The 21335-nt window shown below is 52.7% G+C and carries 24 protein-coding genes and 1 tRNA gene; 14 read left to right on the top strand and 11 right to left on the bottom strand.

Features of this window, described 5'->3' with window-relative positions:
• The first annotated feature begins 14 nt into the window (after positions 1-14).
• Positions 15-102: transfer RNA gene (locus J2X14_RS02495), tRNA-Ser, on the top strand.
• 327 nt (positions 103-429) lie between these two features.
• On the opposite strand, the gene J2X14_RS02490 is transcribed toward J2X14_RS02495, so the two are convergent.
• From J2X14_RS02490 to J2X14_RS02470, 5 genes are all read right to left on the bottom strand, one after another.
• Positions 430-1209, bottom strand: a complete 780-nt coding sequence (locus tag J2X14_RS02490) for an alpha/beta fold hydrolase (RefSeq protein ID WP_352409626.1) — start codon at positions 1207-1209, stop codon at positions 430-432.
• Positions 1210-1397: 188 nt separating this feature from the next.
• Positions 1398-2681: a globin domain-containing protein gene (locus J2X14_RS02485; RefSeq protein ID WP_352409625.1), complete on the bottom strand. Its 1284-nt coding sequence runs from the start codon at positions 2679-2681 to the stop codon at positions 1398-1400.
• 144 nt (positions 2682-2825) lie between these two features.
• On the bottom strand, positions 2826-3236 hold the full coding sequence (locus J2X14_RS02480) for an ASCH domain-containing protein (protein WP_352409624.1): 411 nt from the start codon (positions 3234-3236) through the stop codon (positions 2826-2828).
• Positions 3237-3322: 86 nt separating this feature from the next.
• On the bottom strand, positions 3323-3673 hold the full coding sequence (locus tag J2X14_RS02475) for a cupin domain-containing protein (RefSeq protein ID WP_352409623.1): 351 nt from the start codon (positions 3671-3673) through the stop codon (positions 3323-3325).
• 99 nt (positions 3674-3772) lie between these two features.
• The gene (locus tag J2X14_RS02470) at positions 3773-4393 is read right to left on the bottom strand and encodes a LysE family translocator (RefSeq protein ID WP_352409622.1); all 621 of its coding nucleotides are present in this window, start codon (positions 4391-4393) and stop codon (positions 3773-3775) included.
• Positions 4394-4669: 276 nt separating this feature from the next.
• On the opposite strand from J2X14_RS02470, the gene treA reads away from it, so the two are divergent.
• The 4 genes from treA to J2X14_RS02450 all read left to right on the top strand — a co-directional run bounded on the left by treA (position 4670) and on the right by J2X14_RS02450 (position 10601).
• Positions 4670-6340 (top strand): alpha,alpha-trehalase TreA, encoded by a 1671-nt coding sequence (gene treA, locus J2X14_RS02465; RefSeq protein ID WP_352409621.1) that lies wholly within the window; start codon positions 4670-4672, stop codon positions 6338-6340.
• A gap of 225 nt (positions 6341-6565) precedes the next feature.
• On the top strand, positions 6566-8674 hold the full coding sequence (locus J2X14_RS02460) for a TonB-dependent siderophore receptor (RefSeq protein ID WP_352409620.1): 2109 nt from the start codon (positions 6566-6568) through the stop codon (positions 8672-8674).
• Positions 8675-8972: 298 nt separating this feature from the next.
• A complete protein-coding gene (locus J2X14_RS02455; protein ID WP_352409619.1) occupies positions 8973-10109 on the top strand; it encodes an HNH endonuclease signature motif containing protein in 1137 nt (378 codons plus the stop codon).
• A 12-nt stretch (positions 10110-10121) separates the two neighbouring features.
• Positions 10122-10601, top strand: a complete 480-nt coding sequence (locus J2X14_RS02450; protein WP_352409618.1) for a YrhA family protein — start codon at positions 10122-10124, stop codon at positions 10599-10601.
• Positions 10602-10826: 225 nt separating this feature from the next.
• Here the strand turns inward: J2X14_RS02450 and J2X14_RS02445 are convergent, their stop codons facing one another.
• Together J2X14_RS02445 and J2X14_RS02440 are read right to left on the bottom strand one after the other, a co-directional pair.
• Positions 10827-11075, bottom strand: coding sequence for a GlsB/YeaQ/YmgE family stress response membrane protein (locus J2X14_RS02445; RefSeq protein WP_103057839.1), 249 nt, complete (start codon positions 11073-11075; stop codon positions 10827-10829).
• A gap of 13 nt (positions 11076-11088) precedes the next feature.
• Positions 11089-11286, bottom strand: a complete 198-nt coding sequence (locus tag J2X14_RS02440) for a glycine zipper domain-containing protein (RefSeq protein ID WP_352409617.1) — start codon at positions 11284-11286, stop codon at positions 11089-11091.
• Between the two features lie 213 nt (positions 11287-11499).
• Here J2X14_RS02440 and J2X14_RS02435 point away from each other — a divergent pair, with 213 nt between their 5' ends.
• Together J2X14_RS02435 and J2X14_RS02430 are read left to right on the top strand one after the other, a co-directional pair.
• Positions 11500-12234: a flagellar brake protein gene (locus tag J2X14_RS02435; RefSeq protein WP_352409616.1), complete on the top strand. Its 735-nt coding sequence runs from the start codon at positions 11500-11502 to the stop codon at positions 12232-12234.
• 98 nt (positions 12235-12332) lie between these two features.
• On the top strand, positions 12333-13481 hold the full coding sequence (locus J2X14_RS02430) for a mechanosensitive ion channel family protein (protein WP_352409615.1): 1149 nt from the start codon (positions 12333-12335) through the stop codon (positions 13479-13481).
• On the opposite strand, the gene emtA is transcribed toward J2X14_RS02430, so the two are convergent.
• Positions 13466-14080 (bottom strand): membrane-bound lytic murein transglycosylase EmtA, encoded by a 615-nt coding sequence (gene emtA, locus J2X14_RS02425; protein WP_352410126.1) that lies wholly within the window; start codon positions 14078-14080, stop codon positions 13466-13468. The two genes, J2X14_RS02430 and emtA, sit on opposite strands and share 16 nt — an antisense overlap.
• A 188-nt stretch (positions 14081-14268) precedes the next feature.
• Between emtA and ldcA the strand changes: the two genes are divergently transcribed.
• On the top strand, positions 14269-15213 hold the full coding sequence (gene ldcA / locus J2X14_RS02420) for a muramoyltetrapeptide carboxypeptidase (RefSeq protein WP_352409614.1): 945 nt from the start codon (positions 14269-14271) through the stop codon (positions 15211-15213).
• On the opposite strand, the gene J2X14_RS02415 is transcribed toward ldcA, so the two are convergent.
• Positions 15210-15593 carry a hypothetical protein gene (locus J2X14_RS02415; RefSeq protein WP_352409613.1) on the bottom strand — a complete coding sequence of 128 codons (384 nt, stop codon included), beginning with the start codon at positions 15591-15593 and terminating at the stop codon, positions 15210-15212. The two genes, ldcA and J2X14_RS02415, sit on opposite strands and share 4 nt — an antisense overlap.
• 146 nt (positions 15594-15739) lie before the next feature.
• The gene (locus J2X14_RS02410) at positions 15740-15919 is read right to left on the bottom strand and encodes a hypothetical protein (protein WP_352409612.1); all 180 of its coding nucleotides are present in this window, start codon (positions 15917-15919) and stop codon (positions 15740-15742) included.
• A 213-nt stretch (positions 15920-16132) separates the two neighbouring features.
• Between J2X14_RS02410 and J2X14_RS02405 the strand changes: the two genes are divergently transcribed.
• Positions 16133-16465 (top strand): hypothetical protein, encoded by a 333-nt coding sequence (locus tag J2X14_RS02405; protein ID WP_352409611.1) that lies wholly within the window; start codon positions 16133-16135, stop codon positions 16463-16465.
• A gap of 31 nt (positions 16466-16496) precedes the next feature.
• Positions 16497-17051 (top strand): hypothetical protein, encoded by a 555-nt coding sequence (locus J2X14_RS02400; protein ID WP_352409610.1) that lies wholly within the window; start codon positions 16497-16499, stop codon positions 17049-17051.
• Positions 17052-17063: 12 nt separating this feature from the next.
• Here J2X14_RS02400 and J2X14_RS02395 read toward each other — a convergent pair whose 3' ends face one another.
• Positions 17064-17270: a DUF2767 family protein gene (locus tag J2X14_RS02395; protein ID WP_352409609.1), complete on the bottom strand. Its 207-nt coding sequence runs from the start codon at positions 17268-17270 to the stop codon at positions 17064-17066.
• Positions 17271-17399: 129 nt separating this feature from the next.
• Between J2X14_RS02395 and J2X14_RS02390 the strand changes: the two genes are divergently transcribed.
• The 4 genes from J2X14_RS02390 to J2X14_RS02375 all read left to right on the top strand — a co-directional run bounded on the left by J2X14_RS02390 (position 17400) and on the right by J2X14_RS02375 (position 21277).
• Entirely contained in the window at positions 17400-19166 is a 1767-nt protein-coding gene (locus J2X14_RS02390; RefSeq protein WP_352409608.1) for a sensor domain-containing phosphodiesterase, read from the top strand.
• Between the two features lie 121 nt (positions 19167-19287).
• Positions 19288-19464, top strand: a complete 177-nt coding sequence (locus tag J2X14_RS02385) for a hypothetical protein (RefSeq protein WP_352409607.1) — start codon at positions 19288-19290, stop codon at positions 19462-19464.
• 107 nt (positions 19465-19571) lie between these two features.
• Positions 19572-20111 carry an SRPBCC family protein gene (locus J2X14_RS02380; protein WP_352409606.1) on the top strand — a complete coding sequence of 180 codons (540 nt, stop codon included), beginning with the start codon at positions 19572-19574 and terminating at the stop codon, positions 20109-20111.
• Positions 20111-21277 carry a zinc-dependent alcohol dehydrogenase gene (locus J2X14_RS02375; RefSeq protein ID WP_352409605.1) on the top strand — a complete coding sequence of 389 codons (1167 nt, stop codon included), beginning with the start codon at positions 20111-20113 and terminating at the stop codon, positions 21275-21277. Before J2X14_RS02380 ends, J2X14_RS02375 begins: the two co-directional genes overlap by 1 nt.
• Positions 21278-21335: the final 58 nt, after the last annotated feature.

The raw sequence follows: 21335 nt of genomic DNA, 5'->3' as shown, positions 1-21335 counted from the left end.
GTTGACGACAATATGGTGAGGTGTCCGAGTGGCTGAAGGAGCACGCCTGGAAAGTGTGTATACGGCAACGTATCGGGGGTTCGAATCCCCCTCTCACCGCCATATTTCATGAGAGAGCCTGAGCGAAAGTTCAGGCTTTTTTGTCTGCATAGTTCACCGCTTGAGAGGGGTGATGAGAACCCCCGCCGGGTTCGACAACCTGCGAAGCAGGTTGGACAGCCACAGGCTGCCCGCAGGGCGAGCGCGTCAGCGCGAGTCAATCCCCCTCTCACCGCCATATTTCATGAGAGAGCCTGAGCGAAAGTTCAGGCTTTTTTGTCTGTATAAAGCACCAGAGAGAGGGGTGATGAGAACCCCCGCCGGGTTCGACAACCTGCGCAGCAGGTTGGACAGCCGCAGGCTGCCCGCAGGGCGAGCCAACCCCTCCAACTATAAAGCCAGCTTTTGATAAAAATCCATAATTAGCGATGATACCAGCGCTGGATTTTCTTCATGAACGGAATGATTACAGAAAGGGATATTGGCAAAGTGCGCATGATTAATCATTTCTGCCAGCTGAACGGCGTGGTCGCAGGGAACCAGAAAATCATCATCGCCACGAATAATTAACGTTTCACACTGGATATTTTTCACCTTGTCTTTAGGGTAACTATTATCACTTTGATCTAACCACATCGCCTTTACGGCCAGCAAAAATTCATTAAACCTGGGTTGCTTGTTAATTTTATGATAATAGTCAACGTCATCGTTAAACTTCTCGATCCACATCTCGGGTGTTATCGATTCATATAATTTAATCGCAGGATCGTCATCTGTCAGGCACCATTGCGCGCCGATCAATACCAGGCTGTTTACTAATTCTGGTCTGGACTCGGCTAATTTCATCGCCACTATCCCGCCATCGCTATGCGCAATGATATCTATTTTCTCTACGTTCAAAACCGCTAAAAGCTGTTCTACATCCTGACACAAAGAATGATAGGATAATGAATCCGTAAAGGTAGACGCGCCGTGACCGCGGCTATCCATACCGATAAAATAAAAACTATCAGGTAAACAGCTCAACATCCCATTAAAAGATTCAATGTTCAGCATACCCCCATGTAGTAATAACAGAGGCCGACCGGTATTATCACCGGTGACTTCATAATAAATATCTGCATCATTTGATTTAAACCAGGTTCCATTTTTATGCGAAAACCTTTTCATTTCATCTATTCCAGTTAAGTTATAATTTCTGCGCGTTAATATATCCGATGATAAATCCAGCCCTACTGTTATATCTGATCGTGCTGACCTTATAAATGAGCTTTCCGACATCAATGTCACAAAGAAGCCCAGGAATAACCTTAGGCTTCTTGCGCTATAAATACTAAAAATACAACTATAATAGAATGCTACAAATGCAGCCCGCCGGTGCCAAACGCCTCGCTATATATTTTCTCTGCGGGGATACCCAGCGCCGTCAGGGCGCGGTACTGCTCCTGCATAAACGGAATTGGCCCACATAAATAATAGTCCGCCTCTTTCGGCAGATACCCAGCGGGGAGCGCGTTTAAATCCAGCCTGCCCTTCAGGTGATAATCTTTTCCTTCCACCTCGTTCTCATGCACATTCTCATAGGCAATAAACAGGTGCAGGTTATGATTCTGGCTGGCCAGGTTTTCCAGCTCCTTACGCAGCGCATGGACTTCAGAACTGCGGGCGGCATGAATAAAATAGATATCCTTTTTTAACGCCGGGTTCACGGTGCCCTGCGGATGGTTTTCTTCACGTAGCGTAGGACTAAAATTAGGATCGGCGTGTTCAGCCAGCAGATGATTCACCATTGAGATCATTGGTGTCAGCCCGACGCCGGCGCTGATCAGCACGTTGGTAGCATCCGGGTTCAGCAGATAGAAATTTCCTGCCGGTGCGCTCAGTTCCACCACGCCACCTTCATCGACAAGGTTATGCAGCGTAGAAGAAACATAGCCCGGATCCTGCCCTTCGGTACGCGCATCTTCGCGCTTAACTGAGATACGCAGATAAGGATCGGCCGGGCTGCTGGACAGGCTGTACTGGCGCGGTTGCTTGATCCCCAGCGCCGGAACCTCTACCCGCAAGGTGATATATTGCCCCGGCTGATAAGCAGGAAGCGCCCCGCCATCCTGCGGAACCAGATAAAACGAGGTGATTTCCTCGCTCTCTTTGACCTTTTTATCAACCACAAAATTGCGCCAGCCCGTCCAGCTGCCGGTGCTGTTTCTGCGCTCCTCGTACAGAGCATTTTCAGTTGCAATAAAGATATCAGCCAGCTGTTGATAGGCCACGCCCCACGCGGTGATCAGCTCATCATCCATCGGGATGCTCAGTACTTCACTGATTGAGTGCAGTAAATTCTCACCAACAATATTGTAATCCGGAGACTGGATATTCAGGCTGACATGTTTATGGCAAATAAGCTCAACCACCGGCATCAATACCGAAGGATCGTCAATATTTTCCGCGTAGGCCAGCACCGCACCCGCCAGCGCCTTTGCCTGCGCCCCGCTGCGTTGATGCCCCATATTGAACGTCTCTTTCAGGTGGGGATTATTTTTTAACATCCGTTTGTAAAAATAATCCGTTAAGGCTTCACCATTCTCTTTCAGTACCGGTACCGTGGCTTTAACCAGCTCTTTCTGCTTTTCATTTAACATAGTTGCCTCACATTGCTTTCAGCTTTTCCAGCGATAAAAGTAGGCCCGTGCCTTTCCAGGCGCACGGCTTTAAATATAGATCGCGTCAGCCTGTTGAAGTTCAGCTTTATTAACGGCCTATGACGGCGCGATAAGCAGGCGAAACTATAAAACTTCAACCACTTCAAACTCTTCGGTAACCAGCTCCATATCTTCCGACCAGGTTCCCTGACGAGTGAAAAACGCTTTGTGCTCCTGCTGCCAGTAGGCCAGACTCAGGTCGCCTTCACCCTCTTTACGGGCAAACGCTTCGGTAATTTCAGAGAAGCGCACCAGACGCAGCGCTACGATACGGATGACGCACACCGGCTCCTGCTGGCCGTTGAGAATAATATTGTAACTACCAATTTTCGGCGCTGAGGCGTCCGTCATAAAAGAGGCTAACGAGCCGCATGATGCCGTTTTGATCCCCCGACACACCAGCTCTGCCAGTTCGTTTGCCATAGCGGGGCTATCGCCGATTGACCAGGCCAGCGCGCCAGGATACTTCTCTTTTAACGTATCGGTTAATGTCATTATTGAATCCTTTAAATAAGCTTTTGAATGCCGCAATATTTTTTTGATATGCGCTGCGGCACCGAGCCATAGCGTGCGCCTGCATATTACGCTTCACATTCGGGAAGGTCTGAACGATCGCCACGCGTGGTGGGATGAGAAATAACAATGAACTCCACGGCGGAATCAGCGCGGTTTTGCGCCTGATGCTTTGCGCCAGGCGGAATTTCTATACCCTGTCTGGCATGGATCTCCTGTTGTTCCCCTGCCAGCTCCATGGTCAGGGTACCCTCAAGCACAAAGAAAAACTGCCTGGCGAGTGCATGGTAATGACGTTTTTCCTGCGTGCCCGGCGGCATTTTCTCATGAATAATCAGCATATCCTGCCGATTCACCAGATACCATCCATCGCACTTTTCACCCCAGATATAATGCTCTGCATTTTCTTTAGAAATCATAGGTTCCCTTTAATGCGAATTAAGCGGCATTGATAAAGCACCAGGCCGATACGCCGTTATTTCCCCGGCAGCACCTCATGAGAAGGCGCAGCAGATGACTTAACGGTGACTTAGCGCCAGTCTGGCGGCAAAAAACAGGAAAACGCCGCCCGTGACCCGATCCATCCACTGTACAAACAGCGATTTTTTCAACACGCCAGAAGCGAAATGCGTACCGGTAATTAATACGGACGACCAGATGGTGCCGATAATGATATGCACAGCGACCAGCAGAAAAGTCCACAGCACCGGAGAGTGGCCTGCAGGTATAAACTGGGGCAGAAACGAGACGTAAAACACGCCAATCTTGGGATTTAATACGTTGCCCAGCATCCCTTTAACAAACCAGTTGGTTGATGAGGGATTCGCCGTCTGGTCAGGTGTTAATGCCCTACGCGGTTTGACGATCATCTGGATACCCAGCCAGCACAAGTAAGCGGCGCCGCACCACTTAAGCAGGTTATAGGCCAGCTCAGACGTCGCCAACAACGCGCCCAGGCCAAAAGCGACCAGCGCACCCCAGATAAAACAGCCGGTATTAATCCCGATTGCCGCCTGAAACGCTTTCTTCCTGCTTTCCACGGTGGCGGTACGCAAAATAAGCGCGGTATCAAGCCCGGGCGTTAATGTCAGAAGCAAGGCGGCAAAAGAAAATGCAAGAAGTGAATCCGTGACAGACATGCTTTTCTCCGAAAGCGCAGATTTCCGGTAAAAAATCGCGGTGGAAGGTTTAATTGATAAGAATTTTTAACCTTTAAACCACCTAAAATCAACCGCTTATTTATATACATGGAACGGAACGGCGTGTGCCGGTCCCTTTTCAGGCACCGTTGTGCAAACCCTAATCCAACTCACATTTCCCAGTTTCTCACCAGGCAAATTATTTAATCTCGTCTAAAGTTTTTTGAATGGTCAAACACTTACAGGCCATGTCTGGTCTGGACAAGGAGAATACTGATGATGAAAAAGGCCGTAACGTCTCAATGGAAAGGCGCTCTGCTGTTGCCTTTGATGATTACCGGCGCGCTGGCAACGGGATCGTTTTATGCGCAGGCAGCGGACGAGCAGCAGCGCCATAACCAGGCACCGCAGTCGCCGGATGTGCGCCTGGGGCCGCTTTATCATGCCGTTCAGTCAGCGAAGTTCTTCCCGGATCAGAAAACCTTTGCCGATGCGGTGCCAAAATTTGACCCGGCCACCATTCTGGCCGACTGGCAGATGCAAAAAAATCAACGCAACTTTGATCTGCGCCGCTTTGTGGACAGCAACTTCATTGTGCCGACCGCAGGCGAAGCCTATGTGCCGCCTGCCGGACAAAGCCTGCGCGAACATATCAACGGGCTGTGGCCGGTGCTGACGCGTACCACCGATAAGGTTAACCAGTATGATTCGCTGCTGCCACTGCCGAAACCGTACGTGGTGCCGGGTGGCCGTTTCCGCGAGGTTTACTACTGGGATAGCTACTTCACCATGTTGGGGCTGGCGGAAAGCGGTCACTGGGATCTGATTCAGGATATGGTGGATAACTTTGCCGATCAGCTGGATAAATACGGTCATATTCCCAACGGCAACCGCAGCTATTATCTCAGCCGTTCGCAGCCGCCTTTCTTTAGCATGATGGTGGATTTACTGGCGAAGCATGCCGGTGAAAGCACCTACAGTAAGTATCTGCCGGAGCTGCAAAAAGAGTATCAATACTGGATGGCGGATGCGCAAACCGTTACGGCCGGTAAAGCCAGCAAGCGCGTGGTGAAGCTGAAAGATGGCACCGTGCTGAACCGTTACTGGGATTCGCGCGACGCGCCGCGTCCTGAATCCTGGATGGATGACATCGCCACGGCGGAAAAAGCTAAGGGCCGTAACAAAGCAGAACTCTATCGCGAACTGCGTTCCGGCGCGGCCTCCGGCTGGGATTACAGTTCACGCTGGTTTGACGATCCAAACGATCTCACCACGATCCGTACCACGGAGATCGTTCCGGTTGATCTGAACGCCCTGCTGTATCACCTGGAGAAAACCCTGGCGCACGCCAGCAAGGTTGCGGATAAGCAGAGCGATAGCCAACGCTATAGCGAGCTGGCGGAAAAACGTCAGGCGGCAATTAATCGTTACCTGTGGAACGCAGACGGCGGCTGGTATGCCGACTATGACTGGCAGCGCAGCAGCGTCCGCACGCAGCTGACTGCCGCCGCGCTATTCCCACTTTATACTCAGGTAGCCAGCGACGAGCAGGCGACAAAAACCGCCGCCGCGGTAGAAAAACAGCTGGTTAAAGCGGGCGGCCTGGTTAATACCAACGTGCATAGCGGCCAGCAGTGGGATGCACCGAACGGCTGGGCGCCGTTGCAGTGGGCCGCAGTAGAAGGCCTGAATAACTACGGCAAACAGACGCTGGCGAAAGAGATCGGTATGCGCTTCCTGGATAACGTGCAGGCCACCTATGACCGCGAGCATAAGCTGGTGGAAAAATATGTGGTGGAAGGTAACCTCGGCGGCGGCGGCGGCGGTGAATATCCGTTGCAGGACGGCTTTGGCTGGACCAACGGCGTCACGCTTAAGCTCATGGATATGTACTGCCCGAAAGACGTCACCTGTAATAATGTCAGCGATATGAAAAAAACGCAGTAATTTTCCCCCGCCCGGCCAGCAGGTCGGGCGCTTTCTTCCGGTTTAATCCCCTGAATCCCCACGCTTTATCTGGAAATAATCAGATAAATCACAGCTTGAATTGACAAGCGATAAAGATAATAATTCTCATTAGTCTTTTCAGTTACATATTTTTACGCTTGCGTAATACTTCTGGCCGCGCTCCGTTACCGGGCGGCCGCTTCGATTCTGTTTAAGGGATATGACATGGGAATGCCTTTTAACCTGAAACGTTCTGCGCTGCTTTGTTCACTGGCGCTTGCCGTCCCGGGTTTTGCACTGGCGGAAGAGACGCTGACGGTTACCGCTCAGCCCGCTGAAACTGCCGATTCACCTACCTCTGGCTACACCGTTAAAACCAGTAAAGGCGCGACCAAAACCGATCAGCCGCTGATTACTACCGGCCAGTCCGTTTCGGTGATCACGCGCCAGCAGATGGAAGATCAGGGCGCGATGAATCTCAATCAGGCGTTAAACTATACGCCAGGCGCCTTTACTAACTTTGCCGGTGGCGCCAGCCGCTTCGATACCATTTCGCTGCGCGGTTTCCACGGCACTGACGTCAATAACACCTTCCTCGATGGTTTGCGCGTAATGAGTGACAGTAACAGTCACAACATTTTGCAAATCGATCCCTGGTTTATTGAACGCGTCGATATTATTAAAGGCCCCTCTTCCGCGACCTATGGTCAGACGATTCCTGGCGGGTTAGTGAATATGACCAGCAAACTTCCGCAATTTAATCAGGAAGGTCATTTCCGTCTCAGCACCGGCACGCAGGAGACCAATGGTGCCGCGTTCGATTATACCAACGCCATTAACAGTCAGTGGGCCTGGCGCCTGACCGGGATGACGCGTAAAAGCGATACGCAATACGATCACGCGCGCGAAGAGCGCTACGCTATTTCACCCTCAGTGCTATGGCAGCCCGATAGCGATACCTCATTATTACTTAAAGCCTATCTGCAGAAAGATCCGTCTGGCGGTTTCCACGGCTCGGTCCCGGCCGATGGTTCTTTATATGAACACAACGGTTATAAACTCAGCCCCGGTTTTAATGATGGCGCGGGCTCACCAAACCAATATAAACGTCGCGAACAGATTTATAGCTACGCCTTCTCGCATCGCTTTAACGATACCTGGGCGTTCCGTTCAAATGCCAGCTACAGCCATTCGAACGTCGAGATCGATCAGCTTTATCAATCCGGCTGGATAGGCAACACGAATACGCTTGCGCAAAGTTTGTCTTCCTCGCGCTCTTCGCTGGATGCTTTTGCCATTGATAATCAGCTGCAAGCGGATTTCACTACCGGCGCGCTTGCGCATACTTTATTGATGGGTGTGGAATATCATCGTTATAAGAATGATATTTCTGAACTGCCTTACCCCGGCATCATCGGTTCAGTAGATGCAAAAAACTACACCACCACGCTGGATGCGTTTGACCGCAATTATAACGATGTAATTCATCGCTATTACCAAACCGGCGCTTATCTGCAAGATGAAATGGTATGGGATAAGTGGCATCTGAATCTGTCTGGTCGTTACGATCGTATTGTTACCAATGCCAGCGATACGGATCGCCGCCAGGACGACTATATCAGCGCCCGTAGCTCGTTACTTTATGCGTTCGATAATGGCCTTTCGCCCTATATCAGCTGGAGCCAGGGGATTACGCCAACGGCATTTAGCGGCCTGAACACGCGCCAGCTGCTGAAGCCCTCCACATCAGAACAGTATGAAGCTGGTCTGAAATATCAGCCGCCGGGCACCAGCGATCTCTATAGCATTGCCGCCTACGATTTGACGCAAAACGACGTCGCTAACCGTAACGTTAATCTGGGCTATTATGAACCTGCCGGGAAAGTCCATTCGCAGGGCTTTGAGCTGGAAGCACGTAATCAGCTTACGCCGCGCCTGAGTACCATTGCAGGCTATACGCTTAACCATGTCCGTTATAAAGAAACGGTGGATGGCAATGATGGTCATACGCCTTACATCACGCCAAACCAGATGGCATCGCTGTGGGGCCATTACCAGTTCGATTACGGTATCAGCGCAGGCGCGGGCGTGCGCTATATCGGCAAGCAGTGGGCGGATAATGAAAATACCCGCCGCATGCCGTCGGTCACCCTGTTTGATGCTTCGGTGAAAGCCGATCTGGGCGTCTGGAATAATCAGCTGAAAGGCGCATGGGTACAGGTGAATGCTAATAACCTTACTGACCGAACTTACGTAGCTGCCTGTTATGGCACCGGCAACTGCTACTGGGGCGCAGAGCGAACCATTACCGCTACCGTGGGTTATGATTTCTGATAACGCCAAACGGCATCAGGCGGATTAACCGGAAAGGTGGTTAACAGCGTATAACGCCAGCGCGTTAAATTCAGGGGCTACGTATTAAGCGTGGCCCCTTTTGTTTGCGTGCCCCCGCTGTCAGCAAGGTTAAGCGCTGTTTCCTTGCTCGAAGAGAAAGCCGCAGGCTGAATTAACGGATTGATTAATCAGCAATTTTATCCATGTCTTTCATCACAAAAAACAAGCTAAGCGCTGGATCACTCTCTCTTTTTTCGCCAGGTTAGGACATCGTTATAGTGCCATAAGGATATGGATAATGAGCTTCAGCCTGCCCGAAACCAACCTTTATTACCTGCGATGTGATGACCTTGCGCCAGAAAGCTATGAACGTATTATCTCCCCTTCCGCCACCTGGTCATATATCGACAGAAACTATGTTTTTGACGATCGTTGGTTCGCCAGTGGCAGGCTTATTAATATGCAAAGACGCGATTTTAACGGCTATGGTAATCAGTTACCGCCAAACGGCTTTCGGGAGCGCGAAAAGCTAAAAAGAATGATTTATGAAGGTGAGGTAGTGATGCTTGATACATTTTTAACCTCATCGTACCCGCTATTTTATATCAATAATCAGGGCGAGCTGGTTTGCCGCGATCCGCTGACTTTTCATATTAACGGTGCAGAAAAGATCATCCGCGAATATCACCGTTCCGTCGCCCGCCGCGACTATCGCAACAAAGGCGGTAAGCCGCGCCCAACGGCGGTTTCTGTGCCGAACGTCACGCAACAGTCTGCTCCGCCCAACACCATTAACAGCAAAATGGCAGGTCGGCTGCTGGCCGCTGGTGGGATATATCATCAGAATCCAGAGATGTATGCCGAAACGGCACGTAACCTTGGCGGCGCGGCAGCAGAAGGTTTTGATGAGGTGCTGAATGAACAGACGTCGGGATCGTTGGTGGCTCTGTCGTCAATTGTTATGCTGGGTAAAGCCTCCGTTGCAGGTCGTCCTTCAGACGCAACGTTAGCAGAGCTAAAACGTTATCTGGGTAAAACGAAAGGGGAAGCAAAGCTCCTGGATAATATTACAGTTGTAAAGTTAGATTATAAACGGCGCGACCGAGACGAACTGGCCATGCTTCGCAGAAAATTTCAGAGGGTGAAGCCAGAATTTTATAAGACTCTGGCTATACATCCGACAGTAAAAAAACGTTTTAATGCCAATGAGCTGGCAAAAATGGCAAAAGGAATGCGACCAAATAACGAATGGGAGATACATCATAAAATCCCGTTGGATGATGGCGGCACCAATAATTTCCAGAACCTGACGCTTATACACAAAGATGCGCATAAAATATTCACTAAAGCGCAGAAAACCATTACCCGTCAACAAAGCAAACATGAAGTCAGCCAGGTATTATGGGCGGTGCCAACAGGTGTTGTTTATCCTTAAAAAGGTGAGGCCATGACGATTGACAAAAAATTAGTTAACGATCTGAAAGACATTATCAAAGGTAAAGAAGGTCAGGCGTTTCCGCCTGTATCTCTGCCAGAAACGCTCTATCACTATGACTTCAAAAGGAATATAGGAAAAGCCCCGATTGAATTCTGGACACAATATAAAGAATTTGTTGCCCAGATGGATGGTTTTAACATCGACGGGTTTTGTATCTATGGTATAAACGATTACCCTGGCTACAAAAACAATCTCTTTCACGCTAATGAACTGCTCACTGATATGACGGGGGAAAATTATCAGTTACTTATTGAGGATGATTTATATTGCATAGAGATTGGCAGTTCCTCACTCGATGATTATATGTATGACGTAAGATCCAATATGTGGGAAGCCAGAGATAAATTCCAGCATGACAACCTTTTTATCTCATGCCATACCCTGGAAGCGTTTTTATACGCGGTATCTAATGAGATACGCCAGATATAAAACCTGGATAATAGTTTCCCCGACGAAATACAAACGTCCAGTCATTAAAAAGGGACCTACGCCCCGGTATTTTAACTATTTCAGCGCGGCGGCAATGGACGCCTGCCACAGCGTGCTGGCGTTGGCCGACTGGCTGGAAAGCCATTTTCCGCTGATGCAGGCGCACAGTGCGCAATCGCAGGGATAAAAAAAGGAGGCCGCAGCCTCCTTTTTTCTCTGTACAGCTTAGTGACGTACTTTGCGATAGATGAACAGCACCACGATGGCACCGATCACTGCGACCACAAAGCTGCCGAAATTGAAGCCATCAACGCGGCCAAAGCCAAAGAAGGTACTGATCCAGCCACCGACTACGGCACCGATAATACCGAGAATGATGGTGATAATGAAACCGCCACCGTCTTTACCGGGCATGATCCATTTAGCGATGATACCAGCGATTAAACCAAAAATGATCCATGACAGAATTCCCATCTGTAACTCCTTCTTATTTACGGCTAATTAACATACCAACGATAATCCCCACTACGGCACCGGCACCGACGCCCGCCCATGGGTTACTTCTTACATACGTACACGCCTGATGCGTAACGTTGTTCATGCCGCGACACAGTTCACTGCCTGCTTCGCATGTCCGTTCCTGCGCATAGTCCAGGTTGTCGCGCGTTTCTTTTTTCGAAAACATTACCAGTCCTCCTGAAATCGGTTAGCGGCTGACCTGCTCATCACACTTCTGGCAACAAGTATAGGACATGATTCTAACTATGTGATTTAAGAGATAACTTTTTGCAGTTTTTTTATGCGAAAAGTTAACAACGCTATAAATTTCTGCGCGCAAGTGCCGATAAACAGCGGATAACAACGACAGTCATTTTTTTCAAACAGAGTGGAGCGGGAAGTGAAAGAGCCAGACAACGAGCAATATTACAAACGTGGCACGCTGGCAGTGTTAGGCGTACTGCGCGACATTGAGCGTGACGGCACGCCCATCATGATCTCGCATGCGCGCGGCCAGTTTATTAGCCGTATCCTCTCCGTTGATAAAGAATTGCTGGTGATCGATTACGGCAGTAATGATTACGATAATCAGGTCACGCTGACCATGCGCAGCCTGAAGATCAGCGCTGAAATGAAAGGCGCGAAAGTAGAATTCAACCTTGAGCAGCTGCACGAATCGCACTTTGGCGGCCTGCCCGCCTTCAGCGCGCCGCTGCCGGCAGAGCTGTTACAGATCCAGCGTCGCGAATACTTTCGTATCAGCGCCCCGCTGGATCCGATATTTTACTGCCACGCCAGCTGGCCCGACGGCGGCAAGGCGCGTCTTCGCTTGCAGGATCTTTCACTGGGCGGCATTGGCGTACTGGTGGAAGGCGAGATGCCGGAAAACCTCGCCAGCGGTGATACCTGGCGCGGTATGCGTCTGGATATGGGCGAATATGGCGAATTACACATTGATGCGCAGCTGCTGCATATTGGCGCACGCACCACCGTCAGCAGCAAAAACGAGACGGTTTCAACGCCGCGTCTCAGCTTCCGTTTTGCCTCGCTTAGTCCGGTAATGGAACGCCAGCTGCAACAGATTATTTTTTCGCTGGAGCGCCTTGCGCGTGAGAAGGCGATGCGCTTCCGTTAAGAGATGTTCGTCTCCCCGCCTGGCAAAGGGCATGCACCTGAGCCAGGCTTAGTGTTGATTTTAAGCCGCTTAATCAACCGTAAGGAGATCCTCCCCCCATGGAAAATCTGTTTTCCGACCGGAATCTGTCGCTGCTGTTTAACCAGACGTTCTGGTTCAATACGGTTATCATCGTTGCCGGCACCCTGATTATTTACTGGGTGCTGCGCTCGCTGATTAGCTTTATCGGCGCCCGTCTTGGACGTTTTGAGAACGATCACCGCTCCCCCTTGTATAGCATCGCCACTGAGATGCTGCGTACCACCAGTCGCCTGCTGCTGTTTATCTTCTCGCTGTTGATCGCCATTAAGTTTATCGACTTGCCCGTTAGCTGGCATCGCAACATCTCGCACGGCTGGTTTATTGCGCTGATGCTCCAGTTCGCGCTGTGGCTGGACTGCGGCGTACGCCTGTGGCTGAGAAATATGCTGCGCGATCCTACCCACGTACGTAATCCGGTCACGATGGTGATCCTGGGCATCATGCTGCGGGTCTTTATCTGGGCGATTATGCTGCTGGCGATTCTGTCGAACATGGGCGTGAACATTAATGCGCTGGTAGCCAGTTTGGGCGTGGGCGGTATTGCGGTGGCGCTGGCGATCCAAACCGTGCTGAGCGATGTGTTTGCCTCACTGGCGATCGGACTGGATAAGCCATTTGAGATCGGCGACTTTATCGTGTTTGGCGATGTGGCCGGTTCTATTGAGCATATCGGCCTGAAAACCACCCGCATTCGCAGCCTGAGCGGCGAGCAGATTGTCTGCGCAAACGCCGTGCTGTTGCAGCAGACCATCCACAACTACAAGCGCATGCAACAACGCCGCATCCAGTTTCGTTTCGGTATCAGCTACAACACGCCCGCAGAGAAGGCGCGTCAGATCGGCGGCATCGTGAAAGAGATTATTCAGGGTGTGGAACAAACGCGTTTTGACCGCGCGCACTTCCTCTCTTTTGATGTTTCCCAGCTGACGTATGAAGTGATCTACTTCGTGACCGATGCCGACTACAACAAATATATGGATATTCAGCAGGAGATTAACCTGCAGCTGATGGAGCGTCTGGAAGCGCTGGATGTGCATTTCGCCTTCCCGATTCGCCACGTGCAGTTTACCGGCGGTACCTTGCCGGAACTGAACATGGCGGAAAAGGCCTCTAACGAGGAAGAAGACGACCAGCAGGACGACCGTCGGCGTCAGATGGTGCGGTAAACGGTATTCACCTTCCATAAATAACGCGGCGCCTGTGCAGCCGGATGTCTGGTCTGCACATGGCGTCGGAACTCATCCGGCGACATATCATTAATCATAGCGATGGCACGCTCGCGGTCGCGCGAAAAGGTGCGCAACAGCGCGCCTGCGCCGTTGGCGTAAGAGACGATGGTGGCATAACGCAGCGTCTCTGGATCGCGAATACCGGCCAGCATCCGCTGCTGCAGCAAACGAATATAGGCGGTGCCGATATCAATATTTTTTGCCGGATCGCGCAGCTCGCGCGTTGATGGCTGCCCGTGCCGCCCCTGCGCGCGATACACTTCGCGCCCGGCGGTTGAGGCTTTGATTTGCATCAGGCCAACGGCATTTGACCGGCTGACCACGTCCGGATCGCCGCCTGACTCGACGCTGATAATGGCGTTAATTAAACGCTCATCCACCCCATAATGGCTGGCGGCGTTTTCAGTAAACATCGACCAGGCTTGCGAAACGTGCGAAGGCGCCGCTTTGGTTAAGGGCGTTTGCCGATCCTGATCGTTATGACGGGGGGTTTTACTGGCACAGCCCGCCAGTAATAGTGCTGACAGCACCAGCATCCTGATTTTCACGCTGTGGGTTCCTCGCAGCCTTATTGCTGCGCCTCATCTTACTTAGCGGTTCGCTTTAAAAAATTGCCGCTTGTCCGAATTACAGAATAAAGTGTCACAAATGATGACTTTAACCACGCTTTTCGTCATTATCACGCCAGCTGGACCGCAGGAAAAGAAAATAGGAGTCCCGATTAATGAATCCGCAACCGCCCCGCTCCCTTCACCTGATTGCCCCTTCTGGTTACTGCCATAATCAACCGGCGGCCGCGCTGGGTATCCAGCGGCTGCAACAGGCGGGACATCAGGTCACTAATCAAACGGTTATCGGTCGTCGCTTTCAGCGTTTCGCCGGTAGCGATGCCGAACGTTTACAGGATATCAATGCGCTGGCCCGCCTCAGTCCGCTGCCCGATATTATTCTGGCGGTGCGCGGTGGTTATGGCGTGACGCGCCTGATGGATCAGATTGACTATGCAGGACTGCGCCAGCAGCTACAGGGCAAGCCGGTAGCGCTGTGCGGTCACAGCGACTTCACCGCGCTACAGCTGGCGCTGCTGGCGCGCGCTGGCCTGATCACCTTTAGCGGGCCGATGCTGTGCAGTCATTTCGGCGCGCCGCAACTTTCTGCATTTAGCTGGAACCATTTCTGGCAGGCGCTCACCTCGCCCCGTTTTACCCTGAACTGGGCCAGCAGCACGCCAGCGCTACCGACGCTCACCGGTACGCTGTGGGGCGGCAATCTGGCGATGATCATGACGCTGGTCGGCACGCCGTGGATGCCGGAAATTAATGACGGTATTTTGGTGATCGAGGATGTGAATGAGCATCCGTTCCGCATCGAACGTATGCTGTTGCAGCTCCATCAGTGCGGGATTCTGGCGCGTCAGCGCGCGATTGTTGTCGGCAGCTTTACCGGCGTTAAACCTTCCGATTACGATAATGGTTTCGGTTTTGATACTGTCTGGCAACGTATCCGCGAGCTGACCGGCCTGCCGGTGATTGACGGGCTTGATTTCGGCCATGACCCGGCGACGGTAACGCTGCCGCTGGGCGCGCAAGGCGTTTTAAGCGTGACGCGCGGCCAGGCGAGCCTGCAAATCAGCGGTCATCCGGTGTTAACGGATATTGTCAGCGATTAAGAGTCAGCGTGACCGCGATCGTCGAAACGCTCCAGCGTGACCGCTTCGACTTCGCGTTTCACGCTGCGGCTACAGGCGTGCAGCTTTTCGCTATCGTGATAGGCAAACCAGACTTCGCCGTTGCTTTTATTCACGATCAAGCGGTCGCCGTTGCGAAAACGCGTAATGGCAACTTTCTCACCATTTTCCATGGTGTGCCGCGTCTGGCCGGAAGCGACCTGAAAATGGCGCTGCGGCCACATCAGCGTGGACAGGCCATACTGCGCGCGTGACAGGGTCATCACTGCCCGTCCCGGACAGGTGATCTGAAATTCGGTTTCGCTCCAGGCAGGCGTTGTAAATAGCGTGAGTAGCCCCGCTGATAACCATAACCTCTTCATAACGCCGTTTTCCTCTGCATAGGTGGGAAATCTCGCTCTCTTCTCCATCGCCTGGCGGGTAAAAAGAGGCTTCGCTAATGTTACCAGCAACATAACGGCCGCCTCAGGCGGCGTTCAGATCCGGTTAATATTACGCCAGCGTACGGCTATTCAGCGGCAATCTCTGCTGCCACCAGCATCAGCGCCAGGCCAGCATCTTCTTCATCATAGGCGCTCAGCGTCTCTTTTATCTTACTAATACAGCCTGTTACCCGCTCTTTCTGTGGCTGTGGCAGGTCATCAATCGCGTGACGAATCAGCATCAGGCTGGCTTCTTCTTCTTTCATTCCGGGTATCCCTTTCGTTACAGGGCGCACATTTTGCCAAATTTATCGCGTCAAACCAAGTTAAGTCACTTTTTTTAACTGGCTCTGTTGCGACAACCGCACCGAATGCGCTCATTTCTGTGAGCGGATGCTATGCTGTTCAAAGCGCAGCGCGCTGCTGCGTCGGTCCTGCTTTATGCAGCAGGAAAAGCGATACGATAAAAGGCAATGAATATGCTGCGAGTAATGATGTTCACGCTTCCCTTTTGGCTGGTCGCCTGCTCTTCCGGCCCGCAGGGCGTTGAGTGTCCGGGCAACGTCGCCTCGATTTATGGTCAGGAAAACAACGTTACCCGCGGCACCGTGTTTGATCTGGTCAATTCGTTTAGCGTGGCCACGGATGATATCAAAGTAGAAAGCGGGCCGCTCCACTCGACCGATCGCACCCGCTATATTCCAGCGGCGGTCACCAAAGAGGGCTATCTCGCCCAGCGCCTGTCCGATAGGCAGTTCCGCCTGATCGATCCCCAGCAGGATCGCATGATAACCTGGACCTGTGGGCAGTAATGCGCCGCAGCCCCCCAAACGAGATGCCAGCATGGAACAGGAAACCCAGCACGACCGCTTTATTATCTTTCCCTACCCGCCTGAAAATTATAGCGACGGCAGCGTGAATTACGGCGGGATCGACTTAACGCAGGAGACGCAGCGTATCGACGAGATTGCCGAAGCGCAGCGCTCGCCTAATCTGCGTCGTCTGCTGGAAGAGGTCAATTTGCAGGAGGGGCTGTTTATGACGCTGGGCTGTGATTATTGTCAGCAGGAAAGCGGGATCGGCGGCTATGTAGACTTTACTTTTCGCCCCGGTTTGCCCGCTTCGTTAACCGTTGATGCTGAAAATCTGGATGATTATTTTTGGGCTTATCTGGCGAAGCAGGAGATAACGCATCACATCAGCGATGGCGCGATGGTGGGCTATGCGCGTTCTGCGCTGCACTGGAGCTGGTCTGAACTGGAGATCGGCGGCGTACGCGGCAAAAAAGTCACCCTCGCCTTTTGCTGTCAGCGCAGCGAGGATGCCGAATGGTGCCTTGATCACCTGCGTCACTTTCTGGTGACGGAATTTCCCGCCTTGCCGCCGCGGCAGCGTTAAACCGGATGCGCGTTAAGGCTTAAGCAGCCGGATCGCATGCTCCAGCACTTTCTGCTCGTCGCGATCGCTATCCAGACGGCGCTGACGCGTCTGCCACAGCAGATTAGCAATGGTATCACGCTCAGTGCCCAGTCCGCTTTCCGCCAGCACAATCACCGCATCGCCAATGACCCGGCAAACTTCATCATAATAATCTTCACTAAGTGCATCACGTTTCATTAATTTTTCCTCCCTTGTAAACCTGGCGCAAAAGTAAAATTAAAGCAAAGGCCGATCGCGCCGATAACCCGCTAAGTATAATCATTCCCTTTACTTTTACTTTTCCGTTCCGACGCCAGGCGGACAACTATGCTTAGCCAAATAAAACCACTAAATAGCAAGAGGCGGGCAGCGCTGGAACTGCTGAAAAAAAATGACCGCTGCCGGGATGAGATTCTTAGTCAGTTCACGTTACTCACCAGCCAACTGTTAGGCATTCCCAGCTGCTTCGTCTCTATTCTTGATGACGAGCGCCAGTACATCAAAGCCGCCCAGGAGTTCCCGCTAACCGAGACCTCTCTGCAGCAGGCTTTTTGCCGCCATACCGTGCAGTGTGAACAGCTACTGGTCTGCCAGGACACCTGGCAAGACCCTCGATTTGAACAGCATCCGCTGACGCGCGGCGCGCCTTTTATCCGCTTTTATGCCGGCGCGCCGCTGATTTCCGGTGAAGATGATGTGATCGGCACGCTGTGCGTCACCGATACGCAGCCGCACATCTTTACCGAGGAGCAAAAGATCACGCTAACCACGTTAGCGCGCCTTACCGTCGCCTTTCTCGACGCCTGGTATGCCAACGGTTATATCGATACCGTCACTGGCCTGCCTAACCTGCAACGTTTAATGCGCGATCTGGAGTTAAGCGCCGACGTCCTGCCTGACCAGCGGTGGCGTTTGTTGATGATCGACTGTATCGATCCGCAGCATATTTTTGAGGTGTCGCGTTCGCTGGGCATCGCCGCCTCAGAAGGCCTGCTGCATGAGCTGACCAAAGTGCTGCATCAGCGGCTGAACCACAACGGCAAAGAGCCGATGCTATATGTGATTAACCACGGCCGTTTTGCGCTGTTAACCCATAGCGAAGAGGGGCTGGACAGCAAACTTTGCAGCGAAAAGCTGGGCGGAATTAATGCCTGCCTCGGCGATACCATTACCATTGATTTGCAGGTACGCGTGGGGGAAGTGCTGTTTTCGCCGCGTACGCTGCCGCCGCTGGAGGCGATGCGGCGCGCGCTCAGCGCATTACATGAAGCCATCGCCCAGCAACATCATTTCCAGCAGTTCGATAGCGATAACGATCAAAAACGTAACCAAGAGTTTCAACGCTTAAACGATCTGGCGCGCGCCGTGCGCGGGCGCTACGGTCTCTACCTGGTGTATCAACCCAAAATTTGCCTGCATACCGGGAAAACCGTGGGTCTGGAAGCGCTGCTGCGCTGGAAGCATCCCGTGGATGGCGAGATCCCGCCGGGGCGCTTTATTCCGCTGGCGATCGGCACCAGCCTGATGGCGGAGCTGACCGACTGGGTGCTTGATAACGCCATCAGGCAGCTCCAGCGCTGGGCGCAAAAAGGCATTCATCTGCCGGTATCGGTTAACGTCAGCGTCTCCGATATTTGCCGTCCTGGCTTTGCCGATCGTCAGGAAGAGCGGCTGCTGCGCTGCGGCCTGACGCCGGAATATTTGGGCATTGAGTGCCTGGAAACAGAAGAGATCCACGCCAGCCCCAGCGCGCTGCACGGCTTCGATATGCTGAAGCTGCGCGGCTTTAAGATTTCTCTCGATGATTTCGGTTCCGGCTACAGCAATATCAGCTATCTGCGACGTATTCCGATTGATGTGATTAAACTGGATCGCTCGCTGATTAGCCGTCTTCAGCACGATACCGCCAGCGGCATTATTGTGCGTAACGTGATCAGCATGCTGAAAGATCTCGATTATGTGGTGCTGGCGGAGGGCGTCGAGGATAAAGAAACCTATGACCATTTGCAGTCGCTGGGCTGCGATGAGGTGCAGGGATTCTACTGTTCGAAGCCGATGAAGGCCGCGGCGCTGGAGCGTTGGCTACATCAGTAAAGCATTATTTCGCTTAATCTTTCGCAGGTGATTTCTGTGGTTTATTTCTCCTTATTTGCGCTTCTGTGCTATAGCTTTTACAACGCTATGTTCAGACGGGCAGGGAAAAAAGGAGAATAAATTGAAAATATTTTACTTTATCGCGCTGATTGCCGCCGCACTCTATTTATTTATCAATTTGCCGAAAGAGAAACATAAACGCGAACCGGTCGCCTACTGGGGCTGCTGGGCCTACCTGGTGGCTTCGGTTATCTACTGGGCCTTCTTCAGCCTGCGTCATCACTTCCATCTGTTTTAATCCCTGCCCCACGCCGCCTTGCGGCGCGCGGGCATTTTATTGGGCGACATAAAGCCGCGACTCCCTGCCAGGCTGCATCACAACCACTGTTAACAACCGGAGGTTTTGTGAGTAAGAACGTTCACGCTACGGGCACCCATAACAGTCATGAAACCCAGCTGCGACGCTGGATAACCATCGGTAAACCGGCCGATCAGCTTTACGCGCTATGGCGCGATCCCGCCACGCTGCCGCGTATCATGGCCCACTTTGCCGAAATAACGGTGATCGACGACACCGACGCCGACTGGGTAATTAAAGGCCCGCTGAAGAAAAGTTACCGCTGGCGCAGCCGTATCGTCGAGCAGCAGCAGGGCGTGGTCATCGCCTGGGAGTCGCTGGAGGGTGCCGACGTGCCCAACGAAGGGCTGTTGCAGTTTCGCCCCGCGCCTGGCGAATGGGGCACAGAACTGACGCTGACGCTCCGCTTCAATCCGCCGGGCGGCGCGTTGGGTAAAAAAGTGACCGCGCTGCTCGATCTGTTTCCCAAAGAGCAGCTCAGCAAGGCGCTGCACCGCTTTAAGAGCCTGGCGGAAACCGGCGAGATTCCCAGCCTCGACGGGCAGCCAGCCGGTCGTCATGCAGAACGAAGAGATGAGGAGGCGTAATGCGAGCTTTATGCTGGAACGGCGTGAATGATTTACGCGTGGAAAGCGTGGCGGATCCCGCTTTGCTGAATCCACATGACGCCATTATCAAAGTGCGTTTAACCACCACCTGCGGTTCCGATCTGCACGTGATCGACGGCCTGATCCCGACCATGCGCGAAGGCGATATTCTGGGCCACGAGTTTATGGGCGACGTCGTCGAGATCGGCAGCGCAGTGAAAAACATCAAGCGCGGCGATCGGGTGGTGGTGCCCTCTTTTATCTCGTGCGGCTCCTGCTGGTATTGTCAGCATCAACTGCCCTCCTGCTGCGATAATACCAATCCGCATTGGGAACAGGGCGAGCCGGTGCTGGGACACGCGACCGCCGGTATCTACGCCTACAGCCACGCCTTTGGCGGCTACGCCGGTTCGCACGCGGAATATGTGCGCGTGCCCTTTGCCGATAACGACTGTTTTGTGGTGCCGGAAGCGGTTAGCGACGAACAGGCGCTGTTTTTATCGGATGCGGCGCCGACCGGCTATATGGGCGCAGACTTTTGTAATATCCACCCCGGCGACACCGTCGCGGTTTGGGGCTGCGGCGGCGTAGGGCTGATGGCGATGCAGAGCGCGTGGCTGATGGGCGCGCATCAGGTGATCGCCATCGATCGCTTCCCGGAGCGGCTGGCGATGGCGCGCGATCACGCAGGCGCCATTGCGCTGGATTACAGCAAGGCGGACATTCATGAAGCGCTGCTGGAACTGACCGGCGGACGCGGCCCGGATAGCTGTATTGATGCGGTCGGCATGGAGGCGCGCGGCGAAGGGTTAACCCAGGTTTACGATCGCACCAAGCAGCTGCTGCATCTGGAGACGGATGTCGGCGCGGCGCTGCGTCAGGCGCTTTATTCCTGTCGTAAAGGCGGCAATATTTCGATTCTTGGCGTGTATGGCGTGATGGATAAGTTCCCGCTGGGGCTGATGATTAATAAAAGCCTGACCATCCGTACCGCCCAGCAGCACGGTCAGCGTTATATGCATCGCCTGCTGGATCACGTCGCCAAGGGCGAACTTAATCCCGCGTTTATGGCGACACACCGCTTCTCGCTGGAAGAGGCGCCGCGCGGCTACGAGATGTTTAAACACAAGGAAGATGGCTGCCTGCGCGCCGTCTTTGCGCCCTGACGGGCGAGCGACAAGGTAGGATTAAGCAAAACAGATAGCCCGCCGGCCGGCGGGCTTA

The sequence above is a fragment of the Mixta sp. BE291 genome, from assembly GCF_031457955.1.
Taxonomy (GTDB): domain Bacteria; phylum Pseudomonadota; class Gammaproteobacteria; order Enterobacterales; family Enterobacteriaceae; genus Mixta.
The sequence above is the reverse complement of the archived record's forward strand: the minus strand, read 5'-3'. Positions and strand labels throughout refer to the sequence as shown.